This is a genomic window from Enterobacter sp. N18-03635 (assembly GCF_004006055.1).
GTDB lineage: Bacteria > Pseudomonadota > Gammaproteobacteria > Enterobacterales > Enterobacteriaceae > Enterobacter > Enterobacter vonholyi.
In genome coordinates, this window is record NZ_CP034769.1 from 358,260 (window position 1) to 383,715 (window position 25,456).

At 59.1% G+C, this 25,456-nt stretch carries 27 protein-coding genes; 5 read left to right on the forward strand and 22 right to left on the reverse strand.

The features are described 5' to 3' along the window. The first annotated feature begins 78 nt into the window (after positions 1-78). Positions 79-1,392, forward strand: a complete 1,314-nt coding sequence (gene gltP / locus ELK40_RS02400; protein ID WP_127729284.1) for a glutamate/aspartate:proton symporter GltP — start codon at positions 79-81, stop codon at positions 1,390-1,392. A gap of 53 nt (positions 1,393-1,445) precedes the next feature. On the opposite strand, the gene ELK40_RS02405 is transcribed toward gltP, so the two are convergent. From ELK40_RS02405 to fdhF, 3 genes are all read right to left on the reverse strand, one after another. Next, positions 1,446-2,120, reverse strand: coding sequence for a tetratricopeptide repeat protein (locus tag ELK40_RS02405; RefSeq protein ID WP_127729286.1), 675 nt, complete (start codon positions 2,118-2,120; stop codon positions 1,446-1,448). 121 nt (positions 2,121-2,241) lie between these two features. Then, positions 2,242-2,394, reverse strand: coding sequence for a Hok/Gef family protein (locus ELK40_RS02410; RefSeq protein ID WP_127729288.1), 153 nt, complete (start codon positions 2,392-2,394; stop codon positions 2,242-2,244). A 322-nt stretch (positions 2,395-2,716) separates the two neighbouring features. Continuing rightward, positions 2,717-4,864 (reverse strand): formate dehydrogenase subunit alpha, encoded by a 2,148-nt coding sequence (fdhF, locus tag ELK40_RS02415; protein WP_115876904.1) that lies wholly within the window; start codon positions 4,862-4,864, stop codon positions 2,717-2,719. Positions 4,865-5,120: 256 nt separating this feature from the next. Here fdhF and ELK40_RS02420 point away from each other — a divergent pair, with 256 nt between their 5' ends. Beyond that, on the forward strand, positions 5,121-5,852 hold the full coding sequence (locus ELK40_RS02420; RefSeq protein ID WP_127729290.1) for a response regulator transcription factor: 732 nt from the start codon (positions 5,121-5,123) through the stop codon (positions 5,850-5,852). Between the two features lie 3 nt (positions 5,853-5,855). On the opposite strand, the gene lpxO is transcribed toward ELK40_RS02420, so the two are convergent. From lpxO to ELK40_RS02455, 7 genes are all read right to left on the reverse strand, one after another. Further along, the gene (gene lpxO / locus ELK40_RS02425; protein WP_115876902.1) at positions 5,856-6,764 is read right to left on the reverse strand and encodes a lipid A hydroxylase LpxO; all 909 of its coding nucleotides are present in this window, start codon (positions 6,762-6,764) and stop codon (positions 5,856-5,858) included. Between the two features lie 143 nt (positions 6,765-6,907). Then, on the reverse strand, positions 6,908-7,912 hold the full coding sequence (locus tag ELK40_RS02430) for a carbohydrate kinase family protein (RefSeq protein ID WP_127729292.1): 1,005 nt from the start codon (positions 7,910-7,912) through the stop codon (positions 6,908-6,910). Then, positions 7,912-8,772, reverse strand: coding sequence for a ketose 1,6-bisphosphate aldolase (locus ELK40_RS02435; protein ID WP_127729294.1), 861 nt, complete (start codon positions 8,770-8,772; stop codon positions 7,912-7,914). Before ELK40_RS02435 ends, ELK40_RS02430 begins: the two co-directional genes overlap by 1 nt. 10 nt (positions 8,773-8,782) lie before the next feature. Next, complete coding sequence (locus ELK40_RS02440) at positions 8,783-9,469, reverse strand: D-lyxose/D-mannose family sugar isomerase (RefSeq protein WP_127729296.1); 687 nt, start codon at positions 9,467-9,469, stop codon at positions 8,783-8,785. Positions 9,470-9,518: 49 nt separating this feature from the next. Next, a complete protein-coding gene (locus ELK40_RS02445; RefSeq protein WP_127729298.1) occupies positions 9,519-10,460 on the reverse strand; it encodes an ABC transporter substrate-binding protein in 942 nt (313 codons plus the stop codon). A gap of 30 nt (positions 10,461-10,490) precedes the next feature. Continuing rightward, entirely contained in the window at positions 10,491-11,486 is a 996-nt protein-coding gene (locus ELK40_RS02450) for a ribose ABC transporter permease (RefSeq protein WP_127729300.1), read from the reverse strand. Positions 11,487-11,488: 2 nt separating this feature from the next. Further along, positions 11,489-13,003: a sugar ABC transporter ATP-binding protein gene (locus ELK40_RS02455; RefSeq protein WP_127729302.1), complete on the reverse strand. Its 1,515-nt coding sequence runs from the start codon at positions 13,001-13,003 to the stop codon at positions 11,489-11,491. Between the two features lie 181 nt (positions 13,004-13,184). On the opposite strand from ELK40_RS02455, the gene ELK40_RS02460 reads away from it, so the two are divergent. From ELK40_RS02460 to yjdP, 3 genes are all read left to right on the forward strand, one after another. Beyond that, positions 13,185-15,464: an ATP-binding protein gene (locus ELK40_RS02460; RefSeq protein ID WP_127729304.1), complete on the forward strand. Its 2,280-nt coding sequence runs from the start codon at positions 13,185-13,187 to the stop codon at positions 15,462-15,464. 121 nt (positions 15,465-15,585) lie between these two features. Then, on the forward strand, positions 15,586-16,212 hold the full coding sequence (locus tag ELK40_RS02465) for a GNAT family N-acetyltransferase (RefSeq protein WP_008500049.1): 627 nt from the start codon (positions 15,586-15,588) through the stop codon (positions 16,210-16,212). Between the two features lie 75 nt (positions 16,213-16,287). After that, positions 16,288-16,611 carry a DDRRRQL repeat protein YjdP gene (yjdP, locus tag ELK40_RS02470; protein ID WP_033144428.1) on the forward strand — a complete coding sequence of 108 codons (324 nt, stop codon included), beginning with the start codon at positions 16,288-16,290 and terminating at the stop codon, positions 16,609-16,611. A gap of 51 nt (positions 16,612-16,662) precedes the next feature. On the opposite strand, the gene phnP is transcribed toward yjdP, so the two are convergent. The 12 genes from phnP to phnE are packed head-to-tail and all read right to left on the reverse strand — an operon-like array spanning position 16,663 to position 25,442. Beyond that, a complete protein-coding gene (gene phnP, locus ELK40_RS02475) occupies positions 16,663-17,421 on the reverse strand; it encodes a phosphonate metabolism protein PhnP (protein WP_127729306.1) in 759 nt (252 codons plus the stop codon). 9 nt (positions 17,422-17,430) lie between these two features. Continuing rightward, the gene (gene phnO / locus ELK40_RS02480) at positions 17,431-17,865 is read right to left on the reverse strand and encodes an aminoalkylphosphonate N-acetyltransferase (RefSeq protein WP_115876895.1); all 435 of its coding nucleotides are present in this window, start codon (positions 17,863-17,865) and stop codon (positions 17,431-17,433) included. Continuing rightward, entirely contained in the window at positions 17,858-18,409 is a 552-nt protein-coding gene (gene phnN / locus ELK40_RS02485; RefSeq protein ID WP_127729308.1) for a ribose 1,5-bisphosphokinase, read from the reverse strand. Before phnN ends, phnO begins: the two co-directional genes overlap by 8 nt. Then, positions 18,406-19,542, reverse strand: a complete 1,137-nt coding sequence (gene phnM / locus ELK40_RS02490) for an alpha-D-ribose 1-methylphosphonate 5-triphosphate diphosphatase (protein ID WP_127729310.1) — start codon at positions 19,540-19,542, stop codon at positions 18,406-18,408. The genes phnN and phnM overlap by 4 nt, the downstream gene beginning before the upstream one ends. Further along, positions 19,539-20,219, reverse strand: a complete 681-nt coding sequence (phnL, locus tag ELK40_RS02495) for a phosphonate C-P lyase system protein PhnL (protein WP_127729312.1) — start codon at positions 20,217-20,219, stop codon at positions 19,539-19,541. The genes phnM and phnL overlap by 4 nt, the downstream gene beginning before the upstream one ends. A gap of 9 nt (positions 20,220-20,228) precedes the next feature. Then, entirely contained in the window at positions 20,229-20,984 is a 756-nt protein-coding gene (phnK, locus tag ELK40_RS02500; protein ID WP_115876891.1) for a phosphonate C-P lyase system protein PhnK, read from the reverse strand. Then, entirely contained in the window at positions 20,981-21,826 is an 846-nt protein-coding gene (locus ELK40_RS02505) for an alpha-D-ribose 1-methylphosphonate 5-phosphate C-P-lyase PhnJ (protein WP_127729314.1), read from the reverse strand. Before ELK40_RS02505 ends, phnK begins: the two co-directional genes overlap by 4 nt. Continuing rightward, on the reverse strand, positions 21,819-22,883 hold the full coding sequence (locus ELK40_RS02510; RefSeq protein ID WP_127729316.1) for a carbon-phosphorus lyase complex subunit PhnI: 1,065 nt from the start codon (positions 22,881-22,883) through the stop codon (positions 21,819-21,821). Before ELK40_RS02510 ends, ELK40_RS02505 begins: the two co-directional genes overlap by 8 nt. Next, positions 22,883-23,467 (reverse strand): phosphonate C-P lyase system protein PhnH, encoded by a 585-nt coding sequence (gene phnH, locus ELK40_RS02515; protein ID WP_127729318.1) that lies wholly within the window; start codon positions 23,465-23,467, stop codon positions 22,883-22,885. The genes ELK40_RS02510 and phnH overlap by 1 nt, the downstream gene beginning before the upstream one ends. Then, the gene (gene phnG / locus ELK40_RS02520; protein WP_127729320.1) at positions 23,464-23,916 is read right to left on the reverse strand and encodes a phosphonate C-P lyase system protein PhnG; all 453 of its coding nucleotides are present in this window, start codon (positions 23,914-23,916) and stop codon (positions 23,464-23,466) included. The genes phnH and phnG overlap by 4 nt, the downstream gene beginning before the upstream one ends. Next, positions 23,917-24,642, reverse strand: a complete 726-nt coding sequence (gene phnF, locus ELK40_RS02525) for a phosphonate metabolism transcriptional regulator PhnF (RefSeq protein ID WP_023326523.1) — start codon at positions 24,640-24,642, stop codon at positions 23,917-23,919. Between the two features lie 20 nt (positions 24,643-24,662). Then, positions 24,663-25,442, reverse strand: a complete 780-nt coding sequence (gene phnE, locus ELK40_RS02530) for a phosphonate ABC transporter, permease protein PhnE (protein WP_048226491.1) — start codon at positions 25,440-25,442, stop codon at positions 24,663-24,665. Positions 25,443-25,456 lie beyond the last annotated feature (14 nt).

Sequence of the window (25,456 nt, forward strand, 5' to 3'; positions counted from 1 at the left end):
AATTCATACCCTTTCAGTATGTCTCCATATTCATGCAGTTTGAGTGAATAAGGCGCTTCATTGAGGAAGTTAGTTTCTATGAAAAACGTTAAAGTCAGCCTGGCCTGGCAGATCTTAATCGCCCTTGTGCTGGGCATCTTGCTGGGCAGTTACCTTCACTATCACAGCGACAGCCGCGAATGGCTGATTGCGAACCTGCTCTCACCGGCAGGGGATATCTTCATTCATCTGATCAAGATGATTGTGGTTCCGATTGTGATCTCGACGCTGGTGGTCGGTATTGCGGGCGTCGGCGATGCGAAGCAGTTAGGTCGTATTGGTGCAAAAACCATTATCTATTTCGAAGTGATCACTACGGTTGCGATCATTCTTGGTATCACTTTGGCGAACGTGTTCCAGCCGGGTTCCGGGATCGATATGTCGCAGCTGGCAACGGTGGATATTTCGAAATACCAAAGTACGACCGCTGACGTGCAGAGCCATGCGCATGGCCTGATGGGCACAATCCTGTCGCTGGTGCCGACCAACATCGTGGCGTCGATGGCGAAGGGCGAAATGCTGCCGATCATCTTCTTCTCGGTACTGTTTGGTCTGGGGCTCTCTTCTCTGCCCGCGACGCACCGTGAACCGCTGGTGACCGTGTTCCGCTCTATTTCCGAGACCATGTTTAAAGTGACCCACATGGTGATGCGTTACGCGCCGGTAGGGGTGTTTGCGCTTATCGCCGTCACCGTGGCGAACTTCGGTTTTGCCTCCCTGTGGCCGCTGGCGAAGCTGGTGATCCTGGTGCACTTCGCCATCCTGTTCTTCGCACTGCTGGTGCTGGGCATCGTGGCGCGTCTGTGCGGGCTGAGCATCTGGATCCTGATCCGTATCCTGAAAGATGAGCTGATTCTGGCCTACTCCACGGCAAGCTCTGAGAGCGTGCTGCCGCGTATTATTGAGAAGATGGAAGCCTACGGCGCGCCTGCCTCTATTACCAGCTTCGTGGTGCCGACCGGTTACTCCTTTAACCTGGATGGTTCGACGCTATACCAGAGTATCGCCGCTATCTTTATTGCCCAGCTGTACGGCATTGACCTGTCGCTGTGGCAGGAGATCGTCCTGGTACTGACGCTGATGGTGACGTCTAAAGGTATCGCAGGCGTACCGGGCGTTTCGTTCGTGGTGCTGCTGGCGACGCTGGGCAGCGTCGGCATTCCGCTGGAAGGTCTGGCCTTTATCGCCGGTGTGGACCGTATCCTCGACATGGCGCGTACGGCGCTGAACGTGGTGGGTAATGCGCTGGCGGTGCTGGTTATCGCCAAGTGGGAACACAAATTCGATCGTAAAAAGGCGCTGGCGTATGAACGCGAGGTGCTGGGTCGTTTTGATAAGACTGCTGACCAGTAATGTAACGTTGTCTTCCCTCTCCCCTTTGGGGAGAGGGGTAGGGTGAGGGGATTTTATTCCCCGCTCAACGCATCAAACTCTTCGCACCCCGTATCAAACCCTTCCGTACAGCTCAGGTTCAACCAGTACAGTGCTTTCTGTTTATTGGGCGTGATAAAGCCTTTCTCACCCTGCCTGAACAGCATCCCAGCCCAATACTCGGCATAGCCGGTACGCGAAAGGGCTGAACTCCGCTTGAACCAGGAGGCAGCCTGCACGTCATCCTGCGCTACCTCACCGCCGTTGGCATAAATAAGCCCCAGGAGCAGTTGGGCATCGACCGCAGAGTCGCTGTCGATATCTTCGGTCGCCGTTTGCAGCAGTCTGATGGCCTGGGGATAGTCAGTTTTCCCCGCCTGAGTATTCACCAGAATGCGCGCCAGCATGATCGCACCGCGTTTGCTGCCAGCAATGTTTGCCTGTTGGGCCAGGGCTTTGGCCTGTGCGTAATCACCTTGCGTAAAGAGGATTTGCGAGAGCAACCCCATGGCGTCGACATCGCCGCCTTTCGCGGCTTTCTCGGCCCACTGCGCGGCCTGCTTGCTGTCGCCGGAGCTGAAGTACGTATCGGCAAGATAATACTGGGCACGCGCATCACCGGCTTCGGCCTGTTGTCGATACTGGCTGCCTATCTCATCCGCGCGGGCGAAGGAGGTAAAAAACAATAACAACAGAAAAATGGCTTTCATGGATTCTTATCATCTGGGTACACGCCGCGCAGTATAATCGCGGGCGCAAAAGAAAAAAACGGGTGCATTAAGACCCCAGCATCCTACAAGCCGGGCGGAACCGTTGTTCCGCCCGTAGAGATTAGCCTGCGTTGCAGGCTAATTTTGCCGTCACCTCCTGATGCTCACTCTTTATTGAAAACTCGCAGAGCTTACCGCGAGTAATAAAGGTAAAGATCACTATCGTCAGGCAAACAATAAAGACGATGCCTAACGCAGTTTTTAATGGCGTCATGCCTTTTACTCCTTGTCAAAAAAAGAATAAGAGGCTACTCTCAACCTGTTGGTAGTTGAGGGAGTAGCCTCGGGTAAATGAAAATTTCCCGGGGCTTTCCACTTTCTGTCCCTCAACAATGCTCAAGACAGAAAGTCTTAAGCACCCGCCGCATATCTTATCTCTCTGAATTAAAATGCAAAGATGTAATTCTATTCTGCGTAAATTACATTATTTCTGCGAGCCGCTTTACAGAATAATAATTTCTATTTCTTATGAATTAATTGGAAATAAAAAGGGAGTGAATATATCACTCCCTTTATTCAACGTTCAATTAACGGCTTTAACCCATTGCGCTTTCGCGCAGTCTGGATTTCAGCTTGTTATATTCCTCTATCACGTACTGTTCCGCCGCGTGCTGATCCGCAATCGGCTCAACGTTAACGGCGCAGTATTTATACTCCGGCGTTTTGGTTATCGGGCTTAAGTTCTCTGTTACCAGCTCGTTGCAGGCACCAATCCACCACTGGTAGGTCATATAGACCGCCCCTTTGTTTGGACGATCGCTGACCTGCGCACGGGTGATGATCCGCCCTTTGCGCGAGTTCACCCACACCAGCGCTTCATCCTCAATACCGAGCCGTTCCGCATCGGCGGTGTTGATCTGCGCGTAGCCCGGTTCATCCGCCAGCGCCGCCAGCGCGGCGCAGTTTCCGGTCATCGAGCGGCAGGAGTAGTGGCCCACTTCACGTACGGTGGAGAGCACCATCGGATACTCGTCGGTGAGTTTATCGATCGGCGCGACCCAGTCGCAGGTGAAGAACTGCGCCAGCCCGTTCGGGGTGTCGAATTTCTCCTTAAAGAGATAGGACGTGCCTTGATCGGCCTCTGACTCATCCCTGCACGGCCACTGGATGTACCCCAGCTCACCCATTTTTTCATAGGTGGCGCCGTAGAAGTCCGGACACAGGCTGCGCAACTCGTCCCAGATCTCCTGGGTGTTGTTGTAGTGCATCGGGTAGCCCATGCGGGTGGCGATTTCGCTGATGATCTGCCAGTCCGTTTTCAGATCCCACTTCGGCTCGACCGCCTTAAAGAAGCGCTGGAAGCCGCGGTCCGCCGCCGTATAGACGCCTTCATGCTCGCCCCAGGAGGTCGACGGTAAAATCACATCCGCCGCCGCCGCAGTTTTGGTCATGAAGATATCCTGGACAATCACCAGCTCCAGATCCTCAAACCCTTTACGCACTGCAGAAAGCTCGGCGTCGGTCTGAAGCGGATCTTCACCCATGATGTAGGCCGCACGCACTTCGCCATGCGCCGCGCGGTGCGGCAGCTCGCTGATGCGATACCCGGTGTGTTCCGGCAGGCTTTCCACGCCCCAGGCCTTCGCGAACTTGGCGCGGTTTTCCGGAAACTTCACGTACTGGTAGCCCGGATAAGTATCCGGCAGCGCGCCCATATCGCAGGCGCCCTGCACGTTATTCTGACCACGCACCGGGTTCACGCCAACGTGGGCTTTACCCAGATTACCGGTCAGCATCGCGAGGCTGGTGAGCGAGCGCACGGTTTCCACGCCCTGGTAGAACTGGGTTACGCCCATACCCCAGAGAATGGCGGCGGTTTTTGCCCCGGCATACATTCTGGCCGCCTGACGAATCTCCTGCGCGCTGACACCGGTTATCGCTTCGACGGATTCAGGCGTATAGCCCTCGACTATTTTCTTATACTCTTCAAAGCCTTCTGTACGGGTCGCGACAAACGCCTGGTCGTACAGGTTCTCCTCAATAATGACGTGCCCCATTGCGTTCAACAGCGCGATGTTTGAGCCGTTTTTCAATGCAATGTGCATATCCGCAATGCGCGCGGTTTCAATTTTACGCGGATCGCAGACGATGATTTTCGCCCCATTCTGTTTAGCGCGAATAACGTGGTTCGCGACGATAGGGTGAGAATCCGCCGGGTTATAACCAAAGATGAAGACGAGATCGGTATTATCTATCTCGTTGATGGCGTTACTCATTGCGCCGTTACCGACCGACTGGTGCAGACCTGCAACCGATGGGCCGTGTCAGACGCGAGCGCAGCAGTCGACGTTATTGGTACCAATAACGGCGCGCGCGAATTTTTGCATCACATAGTTGGTTTCATTTCCCGTCCCGCGGGAAGAGCCGGTAGTCTGAATGGCATCCGGGCCATATTTGGCCTTGATGGCGCTCAGGCGCGTGGCGACGTAATCCAGCGCCTCGTTCCAGGAGACGGCTTCCAGCTTGCCGCCGCGCTCGCGGCGGATCATAGGGGTTTTCAGGCGCGGGGTAAGGATTTGGGTATCGTTAATAAAATCCCAGCCGTAGTAACCTTTCAGGCACAGCGTGCCCTGATTGGTTTTCCCCTGTGCGGCCTCCGCCCGGACGATTTTGCCGTTATCGACCACCAGGTGGATCTTGCAACCTGAGGCACAATAAGGGCAAACCGTGACGACTTTTTTCATCAGTCTGCTCCAGTTAATCGAATCGTTCGCACCCACTATGCAGCTTCTATGCCATGTTTTTTGTATGGGTATCCCCTGACTTTACGGCCCATCCGGGGTGAAAACCCTGACAAAAAGCAGTCAATCGTCAAAATTGACGTGTCGACAGTGCGGCGGATGTGACATGGGTTGAATTTCCGTCACTGAAAAAACCTTTTGACTGGAGCCGACGGCAGAATAGTTCAGACTTAACATAATCCCCTGACGGAAGCATACGATGAAACCGGCGATTCTGGTGGTTGATGACGATACGGCAGTCTGCGAACTGCTTCAGGACGTGCTGAGCGAGCACGTCTTTAGCGTGCTTGTCTGCCATAACGGCCAGGATGCACTGCGGCAGGTGCAACAGGAGCCGAATATCGCGCTGGTGCTGCTGGATATGATGCTGCCTGATATTAATGGACTGCAGGTTCTGCTGCAGCTGCAAAAGCAGCGTCCGGCGCTACCGGTTGTGATGTTAACCGGGCTGGGGAGTGAGTCAGACGTGGTGGTGGGGCTGGAGATGGGGGCCGACGATTATATTGCCAAACCGTTCAACCCGCGCGTGGTGGTCGCCCGCGTAAAAGCGGTACTGCGCCGTACGGGCGTGCTGGCTGCGGAACCCTCCGCAGCGCCTGTCGCGGGCATTGCGTTTAACGGATGGACGCTTGATACCACCCGCTGCGAGCTGAGCGATCCGCAGCGTAATCCCGTGCCCTTAACCCAGGGCGAGTACGGCCTGCTGCTGGCGCTCACGCAAAATGCCCGTCGTGTGCTAAGTCGTGACAGGCTGCTTGAGCTGACCCACAGCGAAAGCGCCGACGTGTTCGACCGCACGATTGACGTGCTGATCATGCGCCTGCGCCGGAAAATAGAGGCTAACCCGCATCAGCCTGCGCTCATCAAAACCATTCGCGGGCTGGGTTACGTGTTTGCCACCGACGTGAGCCGGCCCGAGCAGGCGGCATAAGGCTTACGTTATTGCCGGAACAATGATGGCGGCAAAAATTGCGATGATGCACAGATACTTGAGGGCGTAATAAGCCTTACGGTTTCTTTTTTTCAGACGCTGCCCCCGCTCGCGGCCCGCATGAACGTATTTAAAAATGCGGTTTATGCCGCCGGTGCTGTCATTTTCGTCATTCGGTGAGCTGGCTGCAGACATCAGCGTGGTCCCCACCCAATGGTTAACCGCCTGCGCCCAGCGCCATTTCATCGGACGCTCAATATCGCAGAAGAGAATAATGCGCGTTTGATCCGATTTATTCTCTGCCCAGTGGACGTAGGTCTCATCAAAAATAACGGCTTCACCATCCCGCCAGCTGTGGCGCTGCCCGTCGACTTCAATAAAGCAGCGGTCGTCATTCGGTGTGAATAACCCCAGATGGTAACGAACCGAGCCCGCATAGGGATCACGATGCTTGCCAAGCTTTGCACCCGCCGGCAGCTCGGCAAACATGGCCGCCTTCACCGAGGGGATTTCACTCACCAGCCGGGTCGTCACCGGGCATAAAGACTGCGCGGAGGGATGGGCATCGGCATACCATTTCAGGTAAAACCGTTTCCAGCCGCGTTTAAAAAAGGTGTTAAAGCCAGCGTCGTTATTATTTTCCGCCGCCTTAATATGGTGCTGCAAACGCAGCGCCTCTTCGCGAATAATCAGCCAATTTTCCGTCAGCTTATTTAATTCAGGAAAGCGTTCTGTTTCAAAGAAAGGCTGCCTGGCGGGCAGGGAAGAAAAAGCCGTCATAAACATATTGATGGGCGCCATGAACGTCGAATGGTCGAAGAGCTGACGAGAAAGCGTCTGTTTTTCTTTGCCGCGTGAATGCGCATAAATAACGCTGATAATGAAAATACCGATGATGATGGCTGCGAACATTTTTCCCTTGTCCTCTTTCTATCTCATTTCGGAAAAGCGTGCGGACAGAGTGCTGCCCACGCCGAATATGCCAGATGGAGAGAGTGTAGTTCGGAGATGTAAAATTCATAGAACTGTAATGAAAAATCGCAATTATTGTTAAATTAAACGCTCTCGCGAATAAACGCCTGCAGCTCGGCCAGCGTTTTTGCGCCATCAATCGCATTGGCGGCCAGCAGGCTTGCTCGCGCGCAGGCGTGTGCCAGATAAATACTCTCTGTTAGCGGCAGCGATTCATGGCAGCTGTATAAAAAGCCTGCGCAAAAGGCATCGCCCGCGCCGACGCTGCCGATAATCTCTTCCTGCTCCAGCATCCATGACGGGATCCAGCGACCCTCTTCACCATGTGCTTCTCCCCATGCGCCTTCCGGACAGTGGATCACCACCCGCTGGCGTACGCCTGCCGCCAGCAGCTGCGCCGCGGCATCGGCGATATGGGCAACGTGCGGGGCGTCGTTTTCATCACGCATTGTCAGGCCGCTAAACTCACCGGCCTCCAGCTCGTTAATGACCAGATAGTCGAGATGTCGCAGGGCAGGGAGCACCAGCGGCTGATAGCGCGGGTCGCCCTTGCGGGAAACCAGATCGAGCGACGTTTCATACCCCTGGTCGCGCATCTGTGCCAGCAGCCGCGCGCTGCGGGTGCCGAACTCGTCATCGGGCATATCCAGGCTGTCGAGCAGCAGGAGATAGCCGAGATGGAAGATTTTCATCGATCCGTCTAAGCGATCGAAAGCGGGAAGATCCAGCAGGCGGTTGGCCCCCGGAGAGTGGAAAAAGGTGCGCTGTCCGCTGGGATCGGTCATCACCTGCGACATGGAGGTTGGCGCAAAGGTGGTGCGCTGAACGCGCTGGCGGTTGACGTGGTACTGGTCGAGCATTGCCAGAATGTAGTCCCCGTCGCCATCTTCGCCAATCAGCCCCACCGCCTGCAGCGGCAGGCCAACGTGCATTTTCGCCAGCGTCAGCAGGACGTTGAGCGGCGCGCCGCCGGTTGAGCGTTCGCTGTGGGTGATTTCCGCCAGCCAGCCGCGCTCCGGCCACTGCACGATCTGGTGGACGTGGTCCACCAGCATATTGCCTGCGGCGATGATGCCTTTACGTTCCATTATGCCTGCCCCGCGCTGCCGAAGATGCGCATCTGTTCGGCGACCGTATCCGTAATCGCCTCTTCTATCCCCAGCAGCAGCTCGGCAAACTCGTCGTACAGCGGCTGGCGGTTAGCCATGCGCTGCTCAACGGCGGCAAGCGCGGCCTGCGACATCCCGGTATAGAAATTGATTTTATGAATGCCCAGCTCGATGGCGCGGCGGAAGTCAGCATCGCTAATCCCGGAGCCGCCGTGTAAAACCAGCGGCAGCCCCGTCTGCTGGCGAATGGCGTCCAGGCGCGGGAAATCGAGCTTCGGCTCGCCTTTATACTTGCCGTGCGCGTTACCGATGGCGACGGCCAGCGCATCGATGCCGGTTGAATCAACAAATTCGCGCGCCAGCTGCGGATCGGTGAAGAAGGCTTCATCCGCATGTCCGTAAAGCGCGCCGCCTTCATCGCCACCGACCGCGCCCAGCTCCGCCTCCACCGACACGCCGACCGCGTGGCACATTTTCACCACTTCCCGCGTCTGGCGGATGTTTTCCTCGTAGCTCAGCGTAGAGCCGTCGAACATCACCGAGCTGAACCCTAAGCGCAGGGCGCGCACCACCGCCTCGAAATGCAGGCCGTGGTCGAGGTTGAGCACCACGGGAATATCGTGACGGGCGGCTTCGAACTTAACCGCTTCGACAAGAGAATCCAGCGACACGTACTTAAAATGCACTTCGGCGATGTTGATGATAAACGGCGAGCGTTCCTGCTTTGCGGCGGCGAACAGCGCGCGCAGGAAGTGGGAGTCGAGCACGTTAAACGCGCCCAGCGCGTAGCGGTGCTGTCTGGCGTGCGCAAGACCGTCGGCAAGAGAAATTAATGGCATTATTTACCCCTTATATCCGAAACAGGTTGTACTCGTTGCACAGCACCAGCAGCGCCGGTTCGTCTTCTTCGATGTTGTTATAGCGGGCAACGGGCTGCAAAAAGTGGTTGTCGTGTTCATCGTCATTGACCGAGGACACTTCCCCGACCAGCACGTCACCGAAGCCGCATTCGCCCCAGAAACTGTGGTAAAGACCGGGCGTCAGGCAGATGCTTTCCCCGGGCAGCAGGCGCAGCTGGCTGCCGGGAGCGTGGGTCTGACGGCAGCCGTCGACGGTGACCGTCACGTCGGTGTTTTCCGTCTCTTCATGCGCCCCGGCATTCCATAACTCAATAATCAGATTACCGCCGCCCCGGTTGATGATGTCTTCGCGCTTGCGCCAGTGAAAATGCATCGGCGTGACCTGGCCGTCCCGCACGTGCATGATTTTTTCGGCATAGTTTTTTTCATACGGCACGCCGTTGGGCGAGCCGTTGCGCAGGGTAAACAGCGTCAGGCCCTCTGCGGCAAAGCTGTTGCCGCCGAACGCCGTCACGTCCCAGCCGAGCCTGAGGTCGAACACTTCCTGCCATGCGGCCTGGTCAAGCTGCTGCCATTTTGTTGGCGGAAAGCTGGCAAAAGGCGGGAGATGCACGTCGTGCATGGAGAAAAACTGCCGCGTGTGGCCGAGAATTTCATTGATGTCGGAGCGTTTCATGGGGACTCCTTGAAAACAGTTCCCTCTCCCTGTGGGAGAGGGAAAAGGATCATTTAACCGTCCACCCCTTATACGTGCCGACGTTCTTTTTATCGATCATCGTCACCGGGATCAGCACGGGCTCTTTCGGCGCAGGTTTGCCCTGAAGAATGTCATAGCCGATCTCCACCGCTTTTGCCGCCATAACCTGCGGATCTTGCGCCGGGGTCGCGACAAACAGGGAGTTTTCCCGCTTCAGCGCTTCCTCACCGTCCGGGCTGCCATCCACGCCGACAATAAAGAACTCATTGCGCTGCGCCTGCTTCGCGGCCAGATCGGCGCCGATCGCGGTCGGATCGTTAATCGCAAACACGCCGTCGATCTTCGGATTGGCCGCCAGCAGGGAGGTCATGACTTCCAGGCCGCCTTCACGACTGCCTTTGGCGTTCTGGTTATCCGAGAGCACCTTGATATCCGGATGTTTCTTGAATTCTGTCTGGCACCCTTCCACGCGGTTTTGCACCGCTGAGACCGGCGGTCCGTTGATGATCACCACGTTGCCTTTCCCTTTCAGGCGGTCAGTAATGTACTTACAGGCCATCTCACCCGCCTGGGTGTTATCGGAGGTGATGGTGGCATCAGCCCCTTCCGCCGCGACGTCAACCGCCACGACCACGATCCCGGCGTCCTTCGCGCGCTTCACCGCCGGGCCGATCCCTTTGGAGTCCGCGGCATTGAGGATGATCATGTCCACCTTCGCGGCGATGAAGTTGTCGATCTGCGCCACCTGCTGGCCCAGATCGTACCCGCTGGAGACCAGCGTCACCTTGACGTTATCCCCCGCCAGCTTGCGCGCTTCCAGCTCGGCACCTTTGGTGATCTGCACGAAGAACGGGTTAGCCAGGTCACCCACCGTCACGCCAATGGACTTCAGATCTTTCGCCTGCGCAAACGGCGTTGCGGCAAGCAGCGCGCCAGCACAGAGCGCGTTTACTAACGGTTTCAAACGCATCTTATCTTCCTCACTCGTAGGGTATTGTTGTTATGCACTTTGATGATGTCGGGTACGGTATTTGTCGATCAGCACCGCAATGATGATCACCGCCCCTTTGATCACCAGCTGCCAGAAGTAGGAGACGCCCATCAGCGTCATGCCGTTATTGAGGGTGGCGATGATCAATGCGCCGACCAGCGTGCCGGTGATCGTGCCGATCCCGCCGACAAAGCTGGTGCCGCCGAGGATCACCGCTGCAATTGCATCCAGCTCGTAACCCGTGCCGAGGTTGCCGTTAGCGCTGTACAGGCGTGAGGCGCTCATGACGCCGCCGAGGCCGGAGAGCAGGCCGCTCATGCCGTAGACAAACAGCAGCACCAGCCAGACCTTGATGCCCGTTAAGCGCGCCGCCTGCATGTTGCCGCCCACGGCGTAGATGTGAACGCCGAGCGTGGTGCGTCGCAGGATGAACCAGCACACCGCAATTACCGCCAGGGCGATCGCCACCAGCCAGGGGATCGGGCCGAGGTAGTTATTGCCGATCCACTCGAAGTTGATGTTGGAGTTAATGACCGTCGTACCGTCGGCCAGCAGATAGGCCGCGCCGCGCAGCGCCGTGTAGGTGCCGAGCGTGACGATAAAGGGCGGCAGCCCGGCAAAGGCCACGAGCGCGCCATTGAACAGGCCCAGCACCATGCCGAGCATTAGCGCGGCCGGAATGGACAGCCCGGCGAATTCGGGAATGAGCGACACCACCATCGCCGCCACCGCCGTGGTGCCGAGAATCGACCCCACCGAGAGGTCAATCCCGCCGGTCAGGATAATGAAGGTCATTCCCGCCGCGAGCACGATGTTGATCGACGCCTGACGGGTGATGTTGAGCAGGTTGCTCTCGGTAAAGAAGTTCGGGGCGATAAAGCCAAATACCGCCACAATCAGGATAAGAATCGGCAGGATACCGACCGTTTGCATCAGATCGCTCATCAGCATTTTTTTGGCGGAGGCGGATTTCGCCACCTGCTGCGGACTGGTTGAATGTGTCATGGTTACACCGCCTGATGATGAGTGTCGTTTACGCCGGTTGCCAGCGTCATGATGTTTTCCTGAGAGATGTCGCGCCCGTGAAGCTCGCCCGCGATGCTGCCTTCCCGCATCACGTAAACACGGTCGCTCATCCCCACCACTTCCGGCAGCTCGCTGGAGATCATTAAAATTGCCACCCCTTTGCGGGCCATTTGGTTCATGATGCGGTAGATCTCGCTTTTCGCCCCGACGTCCACGCCGCGCGTGGGTTCGTCCAGAATCAGAATGCGTGGGCCAATCGCCACCCAGCGGGAGATGAGCAGCTTCTGCTGATTTCCGCCGGAGAGCCCGCCCGCGCGCACCTGAGCATGGGGCACGCGGATGTTAAGCAGGGCGATGGCGTCATCGGAAATCAACTGGGCTTTTTTGCGGTTTAACATACCGAAGGTGGCGTCGCGCTCAAGCGTCGCCATGGTGATGTTCTCCTGCGCCGCCAGCTCCAGAAACAGCCCCTGCTCCTTGCGGTTTTCGGTGAGAAAACCGATGCCGTTTTCGATGGCCGCGCGCGGGGAGTGGATCACCACCGGCTCGCCGTCGACCTCAATCATGCCGCCGGTGGCTTTACGCACGCCGAAGATGAGCTGCGCCAGCTCTGAGCGTCCGGCCCCCACCAGGCCCGCCAGCCCGACGATTTCGCCGGAACGCACCTGCAGGCTGCACGGCTGTACTTTTTTACCGTCGGTGAGGTGGTGGACGTTGAGACGCGGGCTGCCGAGGGGGATATCACGCTCCTTGTTGAACAGGTCGCTTAGCGGGCGGCCCACCATCATCTTCACCAGTTCCGACGCGTTCAGCTTGTCGCGCGTCAGGCTGCCGACGTACTGCCCGTCGCGTAGAACGCTGACGCGGTCAGAGAGTTCATAGACCTCCGCCATGCGGTGGCTGATATAGATGATCGCCATCCCTTCATCGCGCAGGCGCAAAATCAGTTCAAACAGGCGATGCGTTTCGCGGGAGGAGAGGGCGGCGGTGGGTTCATCCATCACCAGAATACGGCTGTTGCGGTGCAGCGCGCGGGCAATTTCCACCTGCTGCTGTTCGGCGATGGTCAGCTTCATCACCCGATCGGTGGCGCTGAACTGCGCGCCGAGGCGGTCAATCACCGCCTGCGCCTGGGCTGCCATCTCCTTGCGCTGGACCAGCCCGCCGCGCGACAGCTCGCTGCCGAGGAAGATATTTTCGGCTACGGTCAGATTGGGCGCGAGCTGCATCTCCTGATAAATCAGAGTGATGCCTGCGGCCAGCGCATCTTTCGGCCCTTTAATGTGAAACGGCTTGCCGTCGATCAGGATCTCGCCGCCGGTCGCGGTATAGGCCCCCGCGAGGATTTTCATCAGCGTGCTTTTTCCCGCGCCGTTTTCGCCCATCAGCGCATGGATCTCACCGGGAAACACCGTCAAATCCACGCCCTTGAGCGCGTGGAAACTGCCAAACGTTTTGGCAATGCTGCGCATCTCTAATACCGGGGTTCTGCTCATGGCGGATCTCCTGTGAATGCCGATTTCTGCACTTCATCACAGGTGCGTAAATGCAAAATGTCAGAAGCTGTTCATATTTGTCATAGTTATGAATAGCTAATCGCCATCACATTTTCCTTTTCCCTCTCCCTGTGGGAGAGGGGCAGGGTGAGGGCAGCAAACCGCAAAGGAGCCTCAATCCATGCCATCACGCCGCCCCCCGTTCTTCGCCAGCGCCCGCGGTCGCCTGCTGATTTTCAATCTGCTGGTGGTCGCCGTGACGCTGATGGTGAGCGGCGTGGCGGTGCTCGGCTTCCGTCACGCCAGTCAAATCCAGGAGCAGGTGCAGCAGCAAACGCTGGACGATATGACCGGCAGCATGAACCTGGCCCGCGATACCGCCAACGTGGCGACGGCGGCGGTGCGGCTCTCGCAGGTGGTGGGGGCGCTCGAGTACAAAGGGGAAGCCGAGCGCCTGAAGCAGACGCAAATGGCCCTGCGCCATTCGCTGGAGCAGCTTGCGGAGGCACCGCTGGCACAGCAGGAGCCGGCCCTGGTGGCGCGTATTATTCAAAGAAGTAATGAATTACAGCAGAGCGTGACGGAGATGCTGGAGCGCGGACAGCGACGCCATCTGGAGCGTAACGCGCTGCTGAGCTCGCTGTATCAAAGCCAGAGCTACCTGCGCCATCTGCAGGACATCAACCGCCGTTATGACAGCAACGTACCGAATGCGCAGCAGCTGATGGAGATGGACCGGCTGATCGCCGCCGCCATTGATACCCCTTCGCCGCGCGCGACCGTTCAGCAGCTGGACGCGGTGGCCGCAACGCTGCCCCGGAGTGCCGTACAGCCGGTTGTGAAGGAAGTTCTGCCTGATTTTAATGCCGAGCTAGGTCAGCTCGCCCCGCTGTCGAAGCAGCTGGAGGAGAGCGATTTGGCGATAAGCTGGTACATGTTCCACATCAAGGCGCTGGTGGCGATCCTCAACAGCGACATCAATCAGTACGTTGAGCAGGTGGCGCAGGCCTCCCGGCTTCGCACCGCCCAGAGTCATCACGAGCTACAATCCATCAGCGTGTTTATCAGCATCTTCGCCGTGCTGGCGCTGATCATCACCGGGTGTGCCTGCTGGTACATCTACCGCCATCTGGCCTCAAACCTGACGGCCATTTCCCGGGCGATGTCGCGTCTTGCTCACGGCGAACAGGATGTCTCCGTTCCCGCCCTGCAGCGGCGCGATGAGCTGGGCGAGCTGGCGCGCGCGTTCAACGTTTTTGCCCGCAACACCGCCTCGCTTGAACACACCACGCGTCTGCTGAAAGAAAAAACAACGCAGATGGAGATCGACCGCATTGAGCGTCAGGGGCTTGAAGAGGCGCTCCTGCACAGCCAGAAGATGAAGGCGGTCGGACAGCTGACGGGCGGGCTGGCGCATGATTTTAATAACCTGCTGGCGGTGATCATCGGCAGTCTTGAGCTCACCGACCCTGAATCAAAAGACGCGCCGCGCATTACCCGGGCGCTAAAGGCGGCCGAGCGTGGCGCCTTGCTGACCCAGCGACTGCTGGCATTTTCCCGCAAGCAATCCCTGACCCCGCATGCTGTAGAGATGCTGCCGCTGCTGGAGAACCTCCGGGAACTGCTGCGCCACTCCCTGCCTGCCACCCTGACCCTGGAGATTGAAGCGCAATCGCCGGCCTGGCCCGCGTGGATAGACGTCAGCCAGCTGGAAAACGCCATCATCAACCTGGTGATGAACGCGCGCGATGCGATGGAAGGGCAAAGCGGAATGATTAAAATTCGGACCTGGAATCAGCGCGTCACCCGCAGCGACGGGCGCAGGCAGGATATGGTGGCGCTGGAGGTCATTGACCGCGGCAGCGGCATGTCGCAGGAGGTGAAATCCCGGGTCTTTGAGCCGTTCTTCACCACCAAGCAGACCGGGAGCGGAAGCGGATTAGGCCTGTCGATGGTCTACGGCTTTGTCCGCCAGTCCGGCGGTCGCGTGGAGATCGAGAGCGCGCCGGGGCAGGGAACGACCGTGCGGCTACACCTCCCGCGCTCGACGCTGCCCGCTGCTGCAGTTGATGAAGCATTATCTGCCACCGCCTCCGTCGATAGCGAGCGGCTGGTGCTGGTGCTGGAAGATGAGGCGGATGTCCGTCAGACCCTGTGCGAGCAGCTGCACCAGCTTGGCTATCTGACGCTCGAAGCGGACAACGGCGAGCAGGCGATGAGCATGCTGGCGGCGTCGCCGGATATTGGCATGTTTATCAGCGACCTGATGTTGCCGGGAAGCCTGAGCGGAGCCGAGGTGATTAGTCATGTGCGCAGCCACTATCCGCAGCTTCCGGTGCTGCTGATCAGCGGCCAGGATTTACGGCCCACGCATAATCCTCAGCTGCCGGACGTTCAGCTACTGCGTAAGCCGTTTACGCGGGTGCAGCTGGCGCAGGCTCTGCGGAAAATATGTTTTTAAATGCCTCTGTTTAGGATTTCATCAAGAGCATCGTTAACGCCGGTGATGTTAATCTGCGCAAAATTTAGCAGATTGGGATATAAAAGGAATTATGCCGGTACTCACAAAGGGGGACTCACAAATGATCGTGATGCCTACAACATACAGCCCGAGCACAATTGCCAGGTCGTTTAAACTCGTTGATGAGTTTGAGCTTTCCGGGCGAGTGCTACATGTTATTTTTGATAGCCAGACGCCAAGAGCTGCGATTATTGAAGCGGATATCGAAACCTTCGATGGGGTTCCCCGGCATCGGGTTGTTGCTGCCCTGGATTTACAACGTAAAACGCATTTGGGTGAAGATATCATTGCCGTCGAGCGCTGTTGGGAAGATGCCAATGTTATTCAGGTAGAAGGTATCTGCGTTGATCCCGCCGAGCGTGACAAGGGACTGGCAACTCGCCTGTATGAAGCCCTGGTATTACAGTGTGGCGTGACGCTTGTCAGCGACTTTGAACAATATGAGGGTGGGAAGATGCTCTGGCAGAAAATTGCCCGCGAGTCTGACCAAATCGCTGTATTTGTTCTCGATACCGAGCAGGGCGCATTTTGGCCGTATGATGGTAGCAAGGTTATCTATGACGGAGGGTGTATCCCCGAAGATCGTATCTGGAGCCATTCGCCGGATCAAAAATGCTATGGCATCGTCCTGGTCGCAGAAAATAAACAGCGTGCGAATCAACTGATGGAAGTCCCAGGACACAATTGAATTTGAGATTCCTCCGCTACCCCCGTTTCCTGCCGTTCATTATCGTAAGGCCAGTTCACCTGCGAGTCTGGCCTTATGAAACGTTACTCAACTGCTCTGTTATTTGGTCTGCTGTCACTCACCAGCCAACTGGCTCATGCCGACATTGTTGATGATGCTATTGGCAACATTCAGCAGGCGATCAACGATGCCTACAACCCCAGCAGCAGCCGAAGCAATGACGACGACGATCGTTATGACCGCAGCCGTCAAATCGACAGTCGACAGTACGACGATCGTCGTCGGCAGCTCGAAGACAGGCGCCGCCGTTTAGACGAGCGCCAGCGACAGCTGGATGACGACAGACGTCGTCTGGAAGAGGACGAGCGCAGGTTGGAAGACGATTACGATCGAGGCTAAGTGCCGCCTATTGCTCTCATCCCAACCCTCTCCCACGGGAGAGGGAGAAACCTAATCCAGCACCAGCACCATCCCGTCATACCCTGCTTCAATGCCGTCGGGCAGCGGGTTATCCATCATCCACACGTCAAACTGATGGCTGATGTGGGTCAGGATCACCTGCGGACAGCCAATCACCTCGTTTAGCGCCATCACGGTATTTAAGTCGCAATGGTTTCGCGGCGTCTCGTCGCGCGGTGCATGGCTGCAGTCGATAATCATCGCCTGCGGCTGATTGTTGAGCAGGAACTTCACCGTTTTTTCCGGCAGCCCGGCGGTGTCGGAAAGCCAGGCTACGCGGCTGTGGGCTGACTCCAGCAAATACCCGAAGGTCAGTTTCGAATGGTTGAGCGGCAGCGGCGTTACCCGCATTCCCTGAAGCTCAAACATGACAAAGGGTTCGACCGTATGGCTGAAATCCAGAATCCCCGGATGTTTAAACAGGTCGTCACAGCCCGCTTCATCCGGCGGACCGTAGACGGGGATCGTCGCGCCCACGCCCCAGCGCAGGGGGAAGAGCCCCTGAACGTGATCCATATGGTAATGGGTCAGCAAAAACTGCTGAAAGCTGCCTGCAGCCCAGTCGTCCATCAGGTGCGGAATACCCGCGTCCAGCAGGGTCACCGCATCGTTGAATTTGACCACCGCGCTACAGGGGCGACGGCGATAGGTCTCCTGCAGGCGCGCCCGGCGGCACGCCGCGCAGTCGCAGCCAAAGACCGGTACGAGCTGGGCGCCTCCGGTTCCTGTTAAGGCGATCGTCAGACTCATAACGCACCTCTATAGCGGTTTGGTGAATCGGAAATGGCTCTGCGTATATCCTTCACGGACGTAAAAACGGTGGGCGTCGGTGCGCTTCACGCTGGTGGAGAGCTCGGTCAGCTCCGCGCCCGCCTCTCGTGCCACCCCTTCCGCCCAGGCCAGCAGCTGGCTGCCCACCTTTAGCCCGCGCGCCTGCGGCATCACCACCAGCTCCTGGATCTCGCCGATCCAGCGCGCGTGATGGAGGTGAAACTGCAGGTGCAGGCCGATCATGCCGATGACCTGCCCGTCCAGTTCGGCAAGCTGGTAGCGCATGTTGTGATCCTGCAGATTGGCAAGATAGCCCGCGTGAAACGCCTGGCGATCGAACTCGGCCTGTTTCAATTCGCAGATTAACGCATAGACGATTTGCGCATCGTCGGCGGTGGCGGGACGAAGCGTACAGTCAGGCATGCTGTTTCTCCTTCTGACGGATAAGCGATAAAAAGGTCTCGACTGACTGTAGCAAACTTCCGTCGTTATTAAGGATATGGCAGTCGGAAGGGGTGTAACGCGCCGCACGCTCCAGCCGCTGGTCGATCTCGCGGGCGGATTCACGACCCCGTCTCTGCAACCGGCTGCGCAGGACCTCCGGCGAAACCTGCAGGCAGACCGGCAGCAGGGCCGCCCCATAGCGGGCGCGGGCTTGCGAAAGATGCGCCCGCGAGCCGTTGACCAGCACGTCGAACCCCGCATGCAGCCACAGATCGGTCTCGATGCCGATTCCGTAGTAATAGCCATTGGCGTGCCAGCTCAGCGCCAGCAGATTTTGCCCGGCACGGGTAAAAAACTCCTGCTCGCTCAGGGCGATATGGTTTTCACTCCCCGCATTGGCCGCCCGGGTAATGTAACGGTGCGCCACCAGCAGCTGGGTATGCTCCTGCTGCCGTAAGGCGGACAGCAGGCTGTCCTTACCGGAGCCGGACGGCCCCATTAGCCAGATAAGTCTTCCCATCAGAACACCCTCTTTCCCTGACGCCAGACGTGGTCGATATGAACGTGCTCGCCCCTGCGGTGGGCCAGGACCAGATCCGCCCGCTTGCCTTCGGCTATCTCGCCGCGATCCTGCAGATTAAGCGCCGAGGCCGGGTTTTTCGTCACCAGGCGAATCGCCTGCGGCAGCGTAAAGCGGTTGCCCTCGTCGTCGGCCACCCGGAACGCCGCGTCGAGCAGGCTGGCGGGGTAGTAGTCGGACGAGAGGATATCCAGCAGGCCGAGGGAAGCGAGCCTGCTTGCCGCGACGTTGCCGGAGTGCGAGCCGCCGCGCACGATGTTCGGTGCGCCCATCAGCACGTTCATGCCGTGCCTGCGGGAGGCTTCAGCCGCCTCGAACGTGGTGGGAAATTCGGCGATCACGCTGCCAAGCTGGTGGGATTCGAGCACGTGATCGTGTGTGGCATCGTCATGGCTGGCCAGCGCGATATTACGGTCCCGGCACATCGCCGCAATCCTGAGACGGTTAGGCTGCGACCACCGTGCCGCAAGCGCCAGCTGCTCTTCTTCGTAACGCGCCATCTCCGCATCGCTGAGAGAATATTTGCCCTGATAGTATTCGCGATACTTTTCAATGTTGGCGAACTGACGCTGTCCCGGCGAGTGGTCCATCAGGGAGACCAGCGACACCGGCTCGCGGCCTACCAGCTTTTCAAACAGCGGCAGGGTGGTGTGGTGCGGCAGCTCGCAGCGCAGGTGCAGACGGTGCTCGGCGCGGTTGAGGCCGCGCTTTTGCGTCTCCTCCACGGCGTTGATCATCTTCTCCAGGTTCTCCAGACGGTCACCGCCGTCGCGCACGTCTCCAATCGCCACCGCGTCCAGTACGGTGGTGATGCCGCTGGCGACCATCAGCGCGTCGTGGCTGCTCATCGCAGAATGCGCGGGCCAGTCCACCTTCGGGCGGGGGGTGAAGAACTTGTCCAGATTATCGGTATGCAGTTCAATCAGCCCCGGCAGCAGCCAGCCGCCTTCACCGTCCATCGCCTCGGGCGAGCGGCTCTGGGTTTCAGCAAACGCGCGGATTGTTCCGTCCTGGATCTCAATCGAGCCGTCAACCACCTCATTATCCAGCACCAGCTTGACGTTATTGATAATCATGCGTTTGTCCCCATCGGGTGCAGCCTGTCCGCGACGCGGGTGCGAACGCTCTCGTCGTGGAAGATCCCGACGATCGCCGCCCCGCGCGCTTTGGCCTGCTCGATCAGTTCCACCACGGCCGCGCTGTTTTTAGCGTCGAGCGAGGCGGTGGGTTCATCCAGAAGTAAAATCGGGTAGTCGACAATAAAGCCGCGGGCGATATTGACGCGCTGCTGCTCGCCGCCGGAAAAGGTCGACGGGGCAAGGTGCCACAGGCGCTCGGGCACGCTGAGGCGCGTCAGCAGGCTGGCGGCTTTGGCGGCACAGGTTTCGCGCGGCACGCCAAGATCCAGCAGCGGCTGCATGACCACGTCCAGGGCGGAGATCCGCGGGATCACCCGCAGAAACTGGCTCACCCAGCCGATCGTCGTGCGGCGCACCTCCAGCACCTTACGCGCGGGGGCCTGAACCAGGTCGACCCATTCTTCGCCGTGGCGAATATGAATATGGCCTTCGTCGGGCAGATAGTTGGCGTACAGGGAGCGCAGCAGGGTCGATTTTCCGCTGCCGGAGTGGCCGTGCAGCACCACGCATTCGCCGCGATTAACCTCCAGAGAGGCATTTTGCAGCACCGACAGGCGCACGCCGTTTTGCTGGTGGAGCACAAAGGTCTTACTTACGTTTTGTACGTGGATCATGTTGGCCTCTTAGTTCTGCAACACGGACGACACCAGCAGCTGGGTATAGGGATGGTGGGGATCGTCGAGCACGCGGTCAGTTAACCCACTTTCCACCACCTGGCCCTGCTTCATCACCAGCAGACGGTCCGCCAGCAGGCGCGCCACGCCCAGATCGTGGGTGACAATCACCACCGCAAGGTTCAGTTCCACCACCAGGCCGCGCAGCAGGTCGAGCAGTCGCGCCTGCACCGAGACGTCCAGCCCGCCGGTGGGTTCATCCATAAACACCAGCTTCGGATGGGTCACCAGGTTGCGGGCAATTTGCAGGCGCTGCTGCATCCCACCGGAGAAGGTCGTCGGCAGGTCGTCGATGCGCGAGGCGGGAATTTCAACTTCTTCAAGCCAGTGCTGCGCCGTAGCGCGGATGTTGCCGTAGTGGCGCGCGCCGGTAGCCATCAGGCGTTCGCCGATGTTGCCCCCGGCGGAGACCTGACGGCGCAGGCCGTCCATCGGGTGCTGATGCACCACGCCCCACTCGGTGCGCAGCAGGCGGCGGCGCTCGGCCTCGCTCATGCCGTAAAGGGAGTGTCCCTGGTAGAGTATCTCGCCGTGTTGCGGCGTCAGGCGCGCGGAGATGGACTTCAGCAGGGTGGTTTTGCCGGAGCCGGACTCGCCGACAATGCCCAGCACTTCGCCCGGCCACAGCTCGAACGACACGTCGCTAAAGCCTTTGCCCGGCGCATACAGGTGGGTCAGGTTATTAACCGAAAGCAGCGGTTTCATTGGCCGTTCGCCTCGCTCTGTTGGCGGCAAAAATCGGTGTCGGAGCAGACAAACATCCGTTTGCCCGTATCATCCAGCACCACTTCATCCAGATAGCTGTGTTTGGATCCGCAGATGGCGCACGGCTCGTTCCACTCCTGAACCGTAAACGGGTGATCGTCGAAATCCAGGCTTTCAACACGCGTGTACGGCGGGACGGCGTAGATGCGCTTTTCGCGCCCGGCGCCGAAAAGCTGCAGGGCCGGCATCATGTCCATCTTCGGGTTATCGAATTTTGGGATTGGCGACGGGTCCATGACGTAGCGCCCGTTCACCTTCACCGGGTAGGCGTAGGTGGTGGCGATATGGCCGAAGCGGGCGATATCCTCATACAGCTTCACCTGCATGACGCCGTACTCTTCCAGGGCGTGCATGGTGCGGGTTTCCGTTTCGCGCGGCTCGATAAAGCGCAGCGGCTCCGGGATCGGCACCTGGAAAATCAAAATCTGATCTTCAGCGAGCGGGGTTTCCGGGATGCGGTGGCGGGTCTGGATCAGCGTCGCGTCTTCGGTTTTTTCGGTGGTCGCGACGCCCGTTACCCGCTGAAAGAAGCTGCGGATCGACACGGCGTTGGTGGTGTCGTCGGCGCCCTGGTCGATGACCTTCAGCACGTCCGCCTCGCCGATCACGCTGGCCGTAATCTGGATGCCGCCCGTGCCCCAGCCGTAGGGCATCGGCATTTCGCGGCCGCCGAACGGCACCTGATAGCCCGGAATCGCCACCGCTTTAAGTATCGCTCGGCGGATCATGCGTTTGGTTTGCTCATCCAGATAGGCAAAGTTGTAGCCGCTTAAGTTAGCCATGTTTGCGCTCCCGTTGCAGGCGTTTCAGCAGTTCCAGTTCGGCCTGGAAATCGACGTAGTGCGGCAGCTTGAGGTGTGAGACAAAACCGGCGGCCTCAACGTTGTCCGCGTGGGCCAGCACGAACTCTTCGTCCTGCGCCGGGCCTGCAACGTGCTCGCCGTAGTCCGGTGCCTGCAGGGCGCGGTCGACCAGCGCCATGGCCATGGCCTTGCGCTCGCCGAGGCCGAATACCAGCCCGTAGCCGCGGGTAAAGTGCGGGTCTTCATTTTCAGGCGCGACAAAACCGTTCACCATTTCGCATTCGGTCATCAGCAGTTCACCGACGTTCACCGCAAAACCCAGCTCTTCCGGCACGATTTCGACGTCGATATAGCCGCTGCGAATTTCGGCGGCAAACGGGTGGTTGCGCCCGTAGCCGCGCTGGGTGGAGTAGGCTAGCGCCAGCAGATAGCCTTCGTCGCCGCGCATCAGCTGCTGCAGGCGGGACGAGCGCGAGCACGGGTAAACCGGCGGCGTGCGGGTGATGTCATCCGGCTGCGCGCCGGAATCCGCTTCCGCCTTCGCCAGGCCCTGTTTCGCCAGCAGGCTGAAAACGTGCGGAGACGGTTCCTGTTCGGCATCGGAGGTGCTGAGCGGTGGCATCTCGCCGTTCGCCAGTAGGGTAAAATCGAGCAGGCGATGGGTGTAGTCGTACGTGGGGCCAAGCAGCTGGCCGCCGGGGATGTCTTTATAAACGGCAGAAATGCGGCGCTCCAGGCGCATCTCCGCGGTATTGACCGGCTCGCTCACCGCCAGTTTGGCAAGCGTAGTGCGGTAAGCGCGCAGCAGGAAGATCGCTTCCACGTTATCGCCGCTGGCCTGCTTCAGGGCCAGCGCCGCCAGCTCGCGGTCGGCGATGCCGCCCTCGGTCATCACGCGGTCGGCGGCAAGGTTTAGCTGCTGCTCGATTTGGGCCACGCTCAGCTCGGGAAGCCGTTCATCGCCCCGTCGTCTGTGCGCCTGCAGCGCATGGGCGGCGGCGATAGCCTTCTCGCCCCCTTTGACGGCAACGTACATCAGCACACCTCCACGTGGGTGGTCCGCGGGATGGCCAGCAGGCGCTCGCCGCAGGTCAGGATCAGGTCAATGCCCAGCGGGAACGGGTGCGGGCGCTCGGTCAGCTCGTGAATGATGCACTCCGGCAGCTGCGGCGCAACCATGCGCTCATCGGCGATGCCTGCCCCCGTCAGGCGCAGCATGCGGCCGCCGCTCAGGCTGGTGACCTGCAAAATCAGCGTGGCGCTGGTTTCCGGGGCGACGGCGGAGCCTTCGCTCAGGGCATTCAGCTGTTCATGACTGATTTGTTCGTCGGCCACGGCAAAGATTGCCTGCTGCGGCTGTTCAACCAGCGGGGCGCCGGTGTGAAAACGCAGGTTCTGGCTGGCGATATCGTTAGACAGGGCGCCCGAAAGCCATACCGGGGTATCGTTGTCGGCCAGGGTCAGCAGCACGCTGGTGGTCGCCAGGTTCAGCGGCAGCCAGCCCTGAGAGAGCTGGTGCAGCGAGACAATCACGCCCGGCTCGCTCATGGCTTTCAGCAGGCGACGAAAACTGTGTTGGGCATCCTGGACGGCCAGGGTAAAAGCGGGTTGAAGCGTCATGCGTTGTCTCCGCGAACGAGCGTAAAGAAGTCGACCCGGCTGGTATTCACTTCGGCCTGACGCGCGGCAAGACGTGCGGCGCGGTCGGCCTCCAGCGGGGAAATAAGGGTTTCCATCAGCGTCTGGAAATGCGGTTGTTCCTGTAAAAGTGCGTCGATGACCGCGCAGCGCTCGGCGTGCGCTTTATCACGCCCCAGCACGTAGCCGTAGCCCAGCGTGCCGCTGTGCAGGCGGATCGCTGCGCGGGTGAGGGTGGCATCCCCGGCGAAAAAGCGCTCGCCGGTGCCGCCCATGCGCGCCTGGATCTGCACAAGGCCGATCTCCGGCGCGCGGAGGATGTCGTACCCGGGGGCCAGGTTAAGGGCGTTCATGCGGGCAGCCAGCGCAGCAGGCTGGCTGTGGGCCAGCACGCGCATCCAGCGCTGTCGGGTGGCGGTGTCGAAGTGCATTCAGTGCTCCATGGTGAATTCGATCATGTCGGCGCGGGTCAGGCTGACGGAGTATTCCGTCGCGTCGATCTCGCCGTCACGGTGGTTGAGGGTGCGCACGCAGAGCAGCGGGGCCATATTGGGAATTTCGAGTACTTTGCTCTCTTTCGCCTGCGCGCGGCGGGCGCTGATGCGCGTCTGGGTGCGTTTCAGCGCAATGCCTGTCGCATTCTGGAGAAAATCATGCAGCGATCCGCTGGAGAAATTCTGCAGCACCGGCCAGAGGGTGAGGTCCGCGAAGTAGTGGTCGATCTGGCACACCGCCACGCCGTTGACGCGGCGCAGCGTGCGCAGGTGGATGACGTTGTCGCCCTCCTGAATGCCCAGCGCGTCCGCCACGTGGCTGGAGGCCGGTCTTAATACCGAGAGCAGCTTTTCGCTGGTCGGGTGGCTGCCCTGATCCAGCAGGTTCTGGCTAAAGCGCGCCTGGGCGTTCAGCGGGTAGTCGAACGGGCGCATCAGCACCAGCACGCCCACGCCCTGACGGCGCTGCACCCAGCCGCGCTCGACCAGCTGGTCAATGGCGCGGCGGAGGGTATGGCGATTGACTTCATAGCGGTCGGCAAGCTGCTGCTCGGCAGGGAGGTAGTCTCCGCAGCGGTAGTGCGTGCGCAGCTCCACTTCGAGCTTTGCCGCAATCTCTTGCCATCGGGTGGGGTAACTGGTCGGATGTCTGGATAAGTGCATAGAAAACAAAGCCTCGCTTCTCAGATGAAGTGCTTACGCAAACGTTGAGAGAGGAAATCCAGCAGGCTGACGGTGACGATGATGAGCACCATCAGGGCGCAGGTTTGCTGGAACTGGAAACCGCGAATCGCTTCCCACAGGGTGACGCCAATCCCGCCTGCGCCCACCATGCCGACCACGGTGGCGGAGCGGACGTTGGACTCAAAGCGGTACAGGGAGTAGGAGATCAGCAGCGGCATCACCTGAGGCAGAACGCCGTAGAGAATCTCTTCGATTTTATTGGCACCCGTGGCGCGGATGCCTTCCACCGGACCTGGTTCAATGGCTTCGACCGCCTCGGAGAGCAGCTTGGAGAGCACGCCGGTAGTGTGAATGAAAAGCGCCATAACGCCTGCAAACGGACCCAGGCCGACGGCGACCACGAACAGCATCGCAAAGACCATTTCATTGATCGCACGACAGGCGTCCATCAGGCGGCGCATGGGCTGGTATACCCACCACGGCACGATGTTTTCGGCGCTCATCAGGCCAAACGGAACGGAGAGAATGACGGCAAGCGCGGTGCCCCAGACGGCGATTTGCAGGGTGACCGCCATTTCGCTGAGGTAGTCCTGCCACTGGCTGAAGTCCGGCGGGAAGAAGTCGGCGGCGAAGGTCGCCATGTTGCCCGCGTCTTTGAAGAGCAGCAGCGGATCCATTTCCGCGCCCTTCCAGGAGATAACCAGCACCGCCAGCAGGATGGCCCAGCTTATGAGCGAGAACCAGCTGCGCTTTGGCGGCGGGAGGGTGATGGTTTGCATGTTGGCTCCTTAAT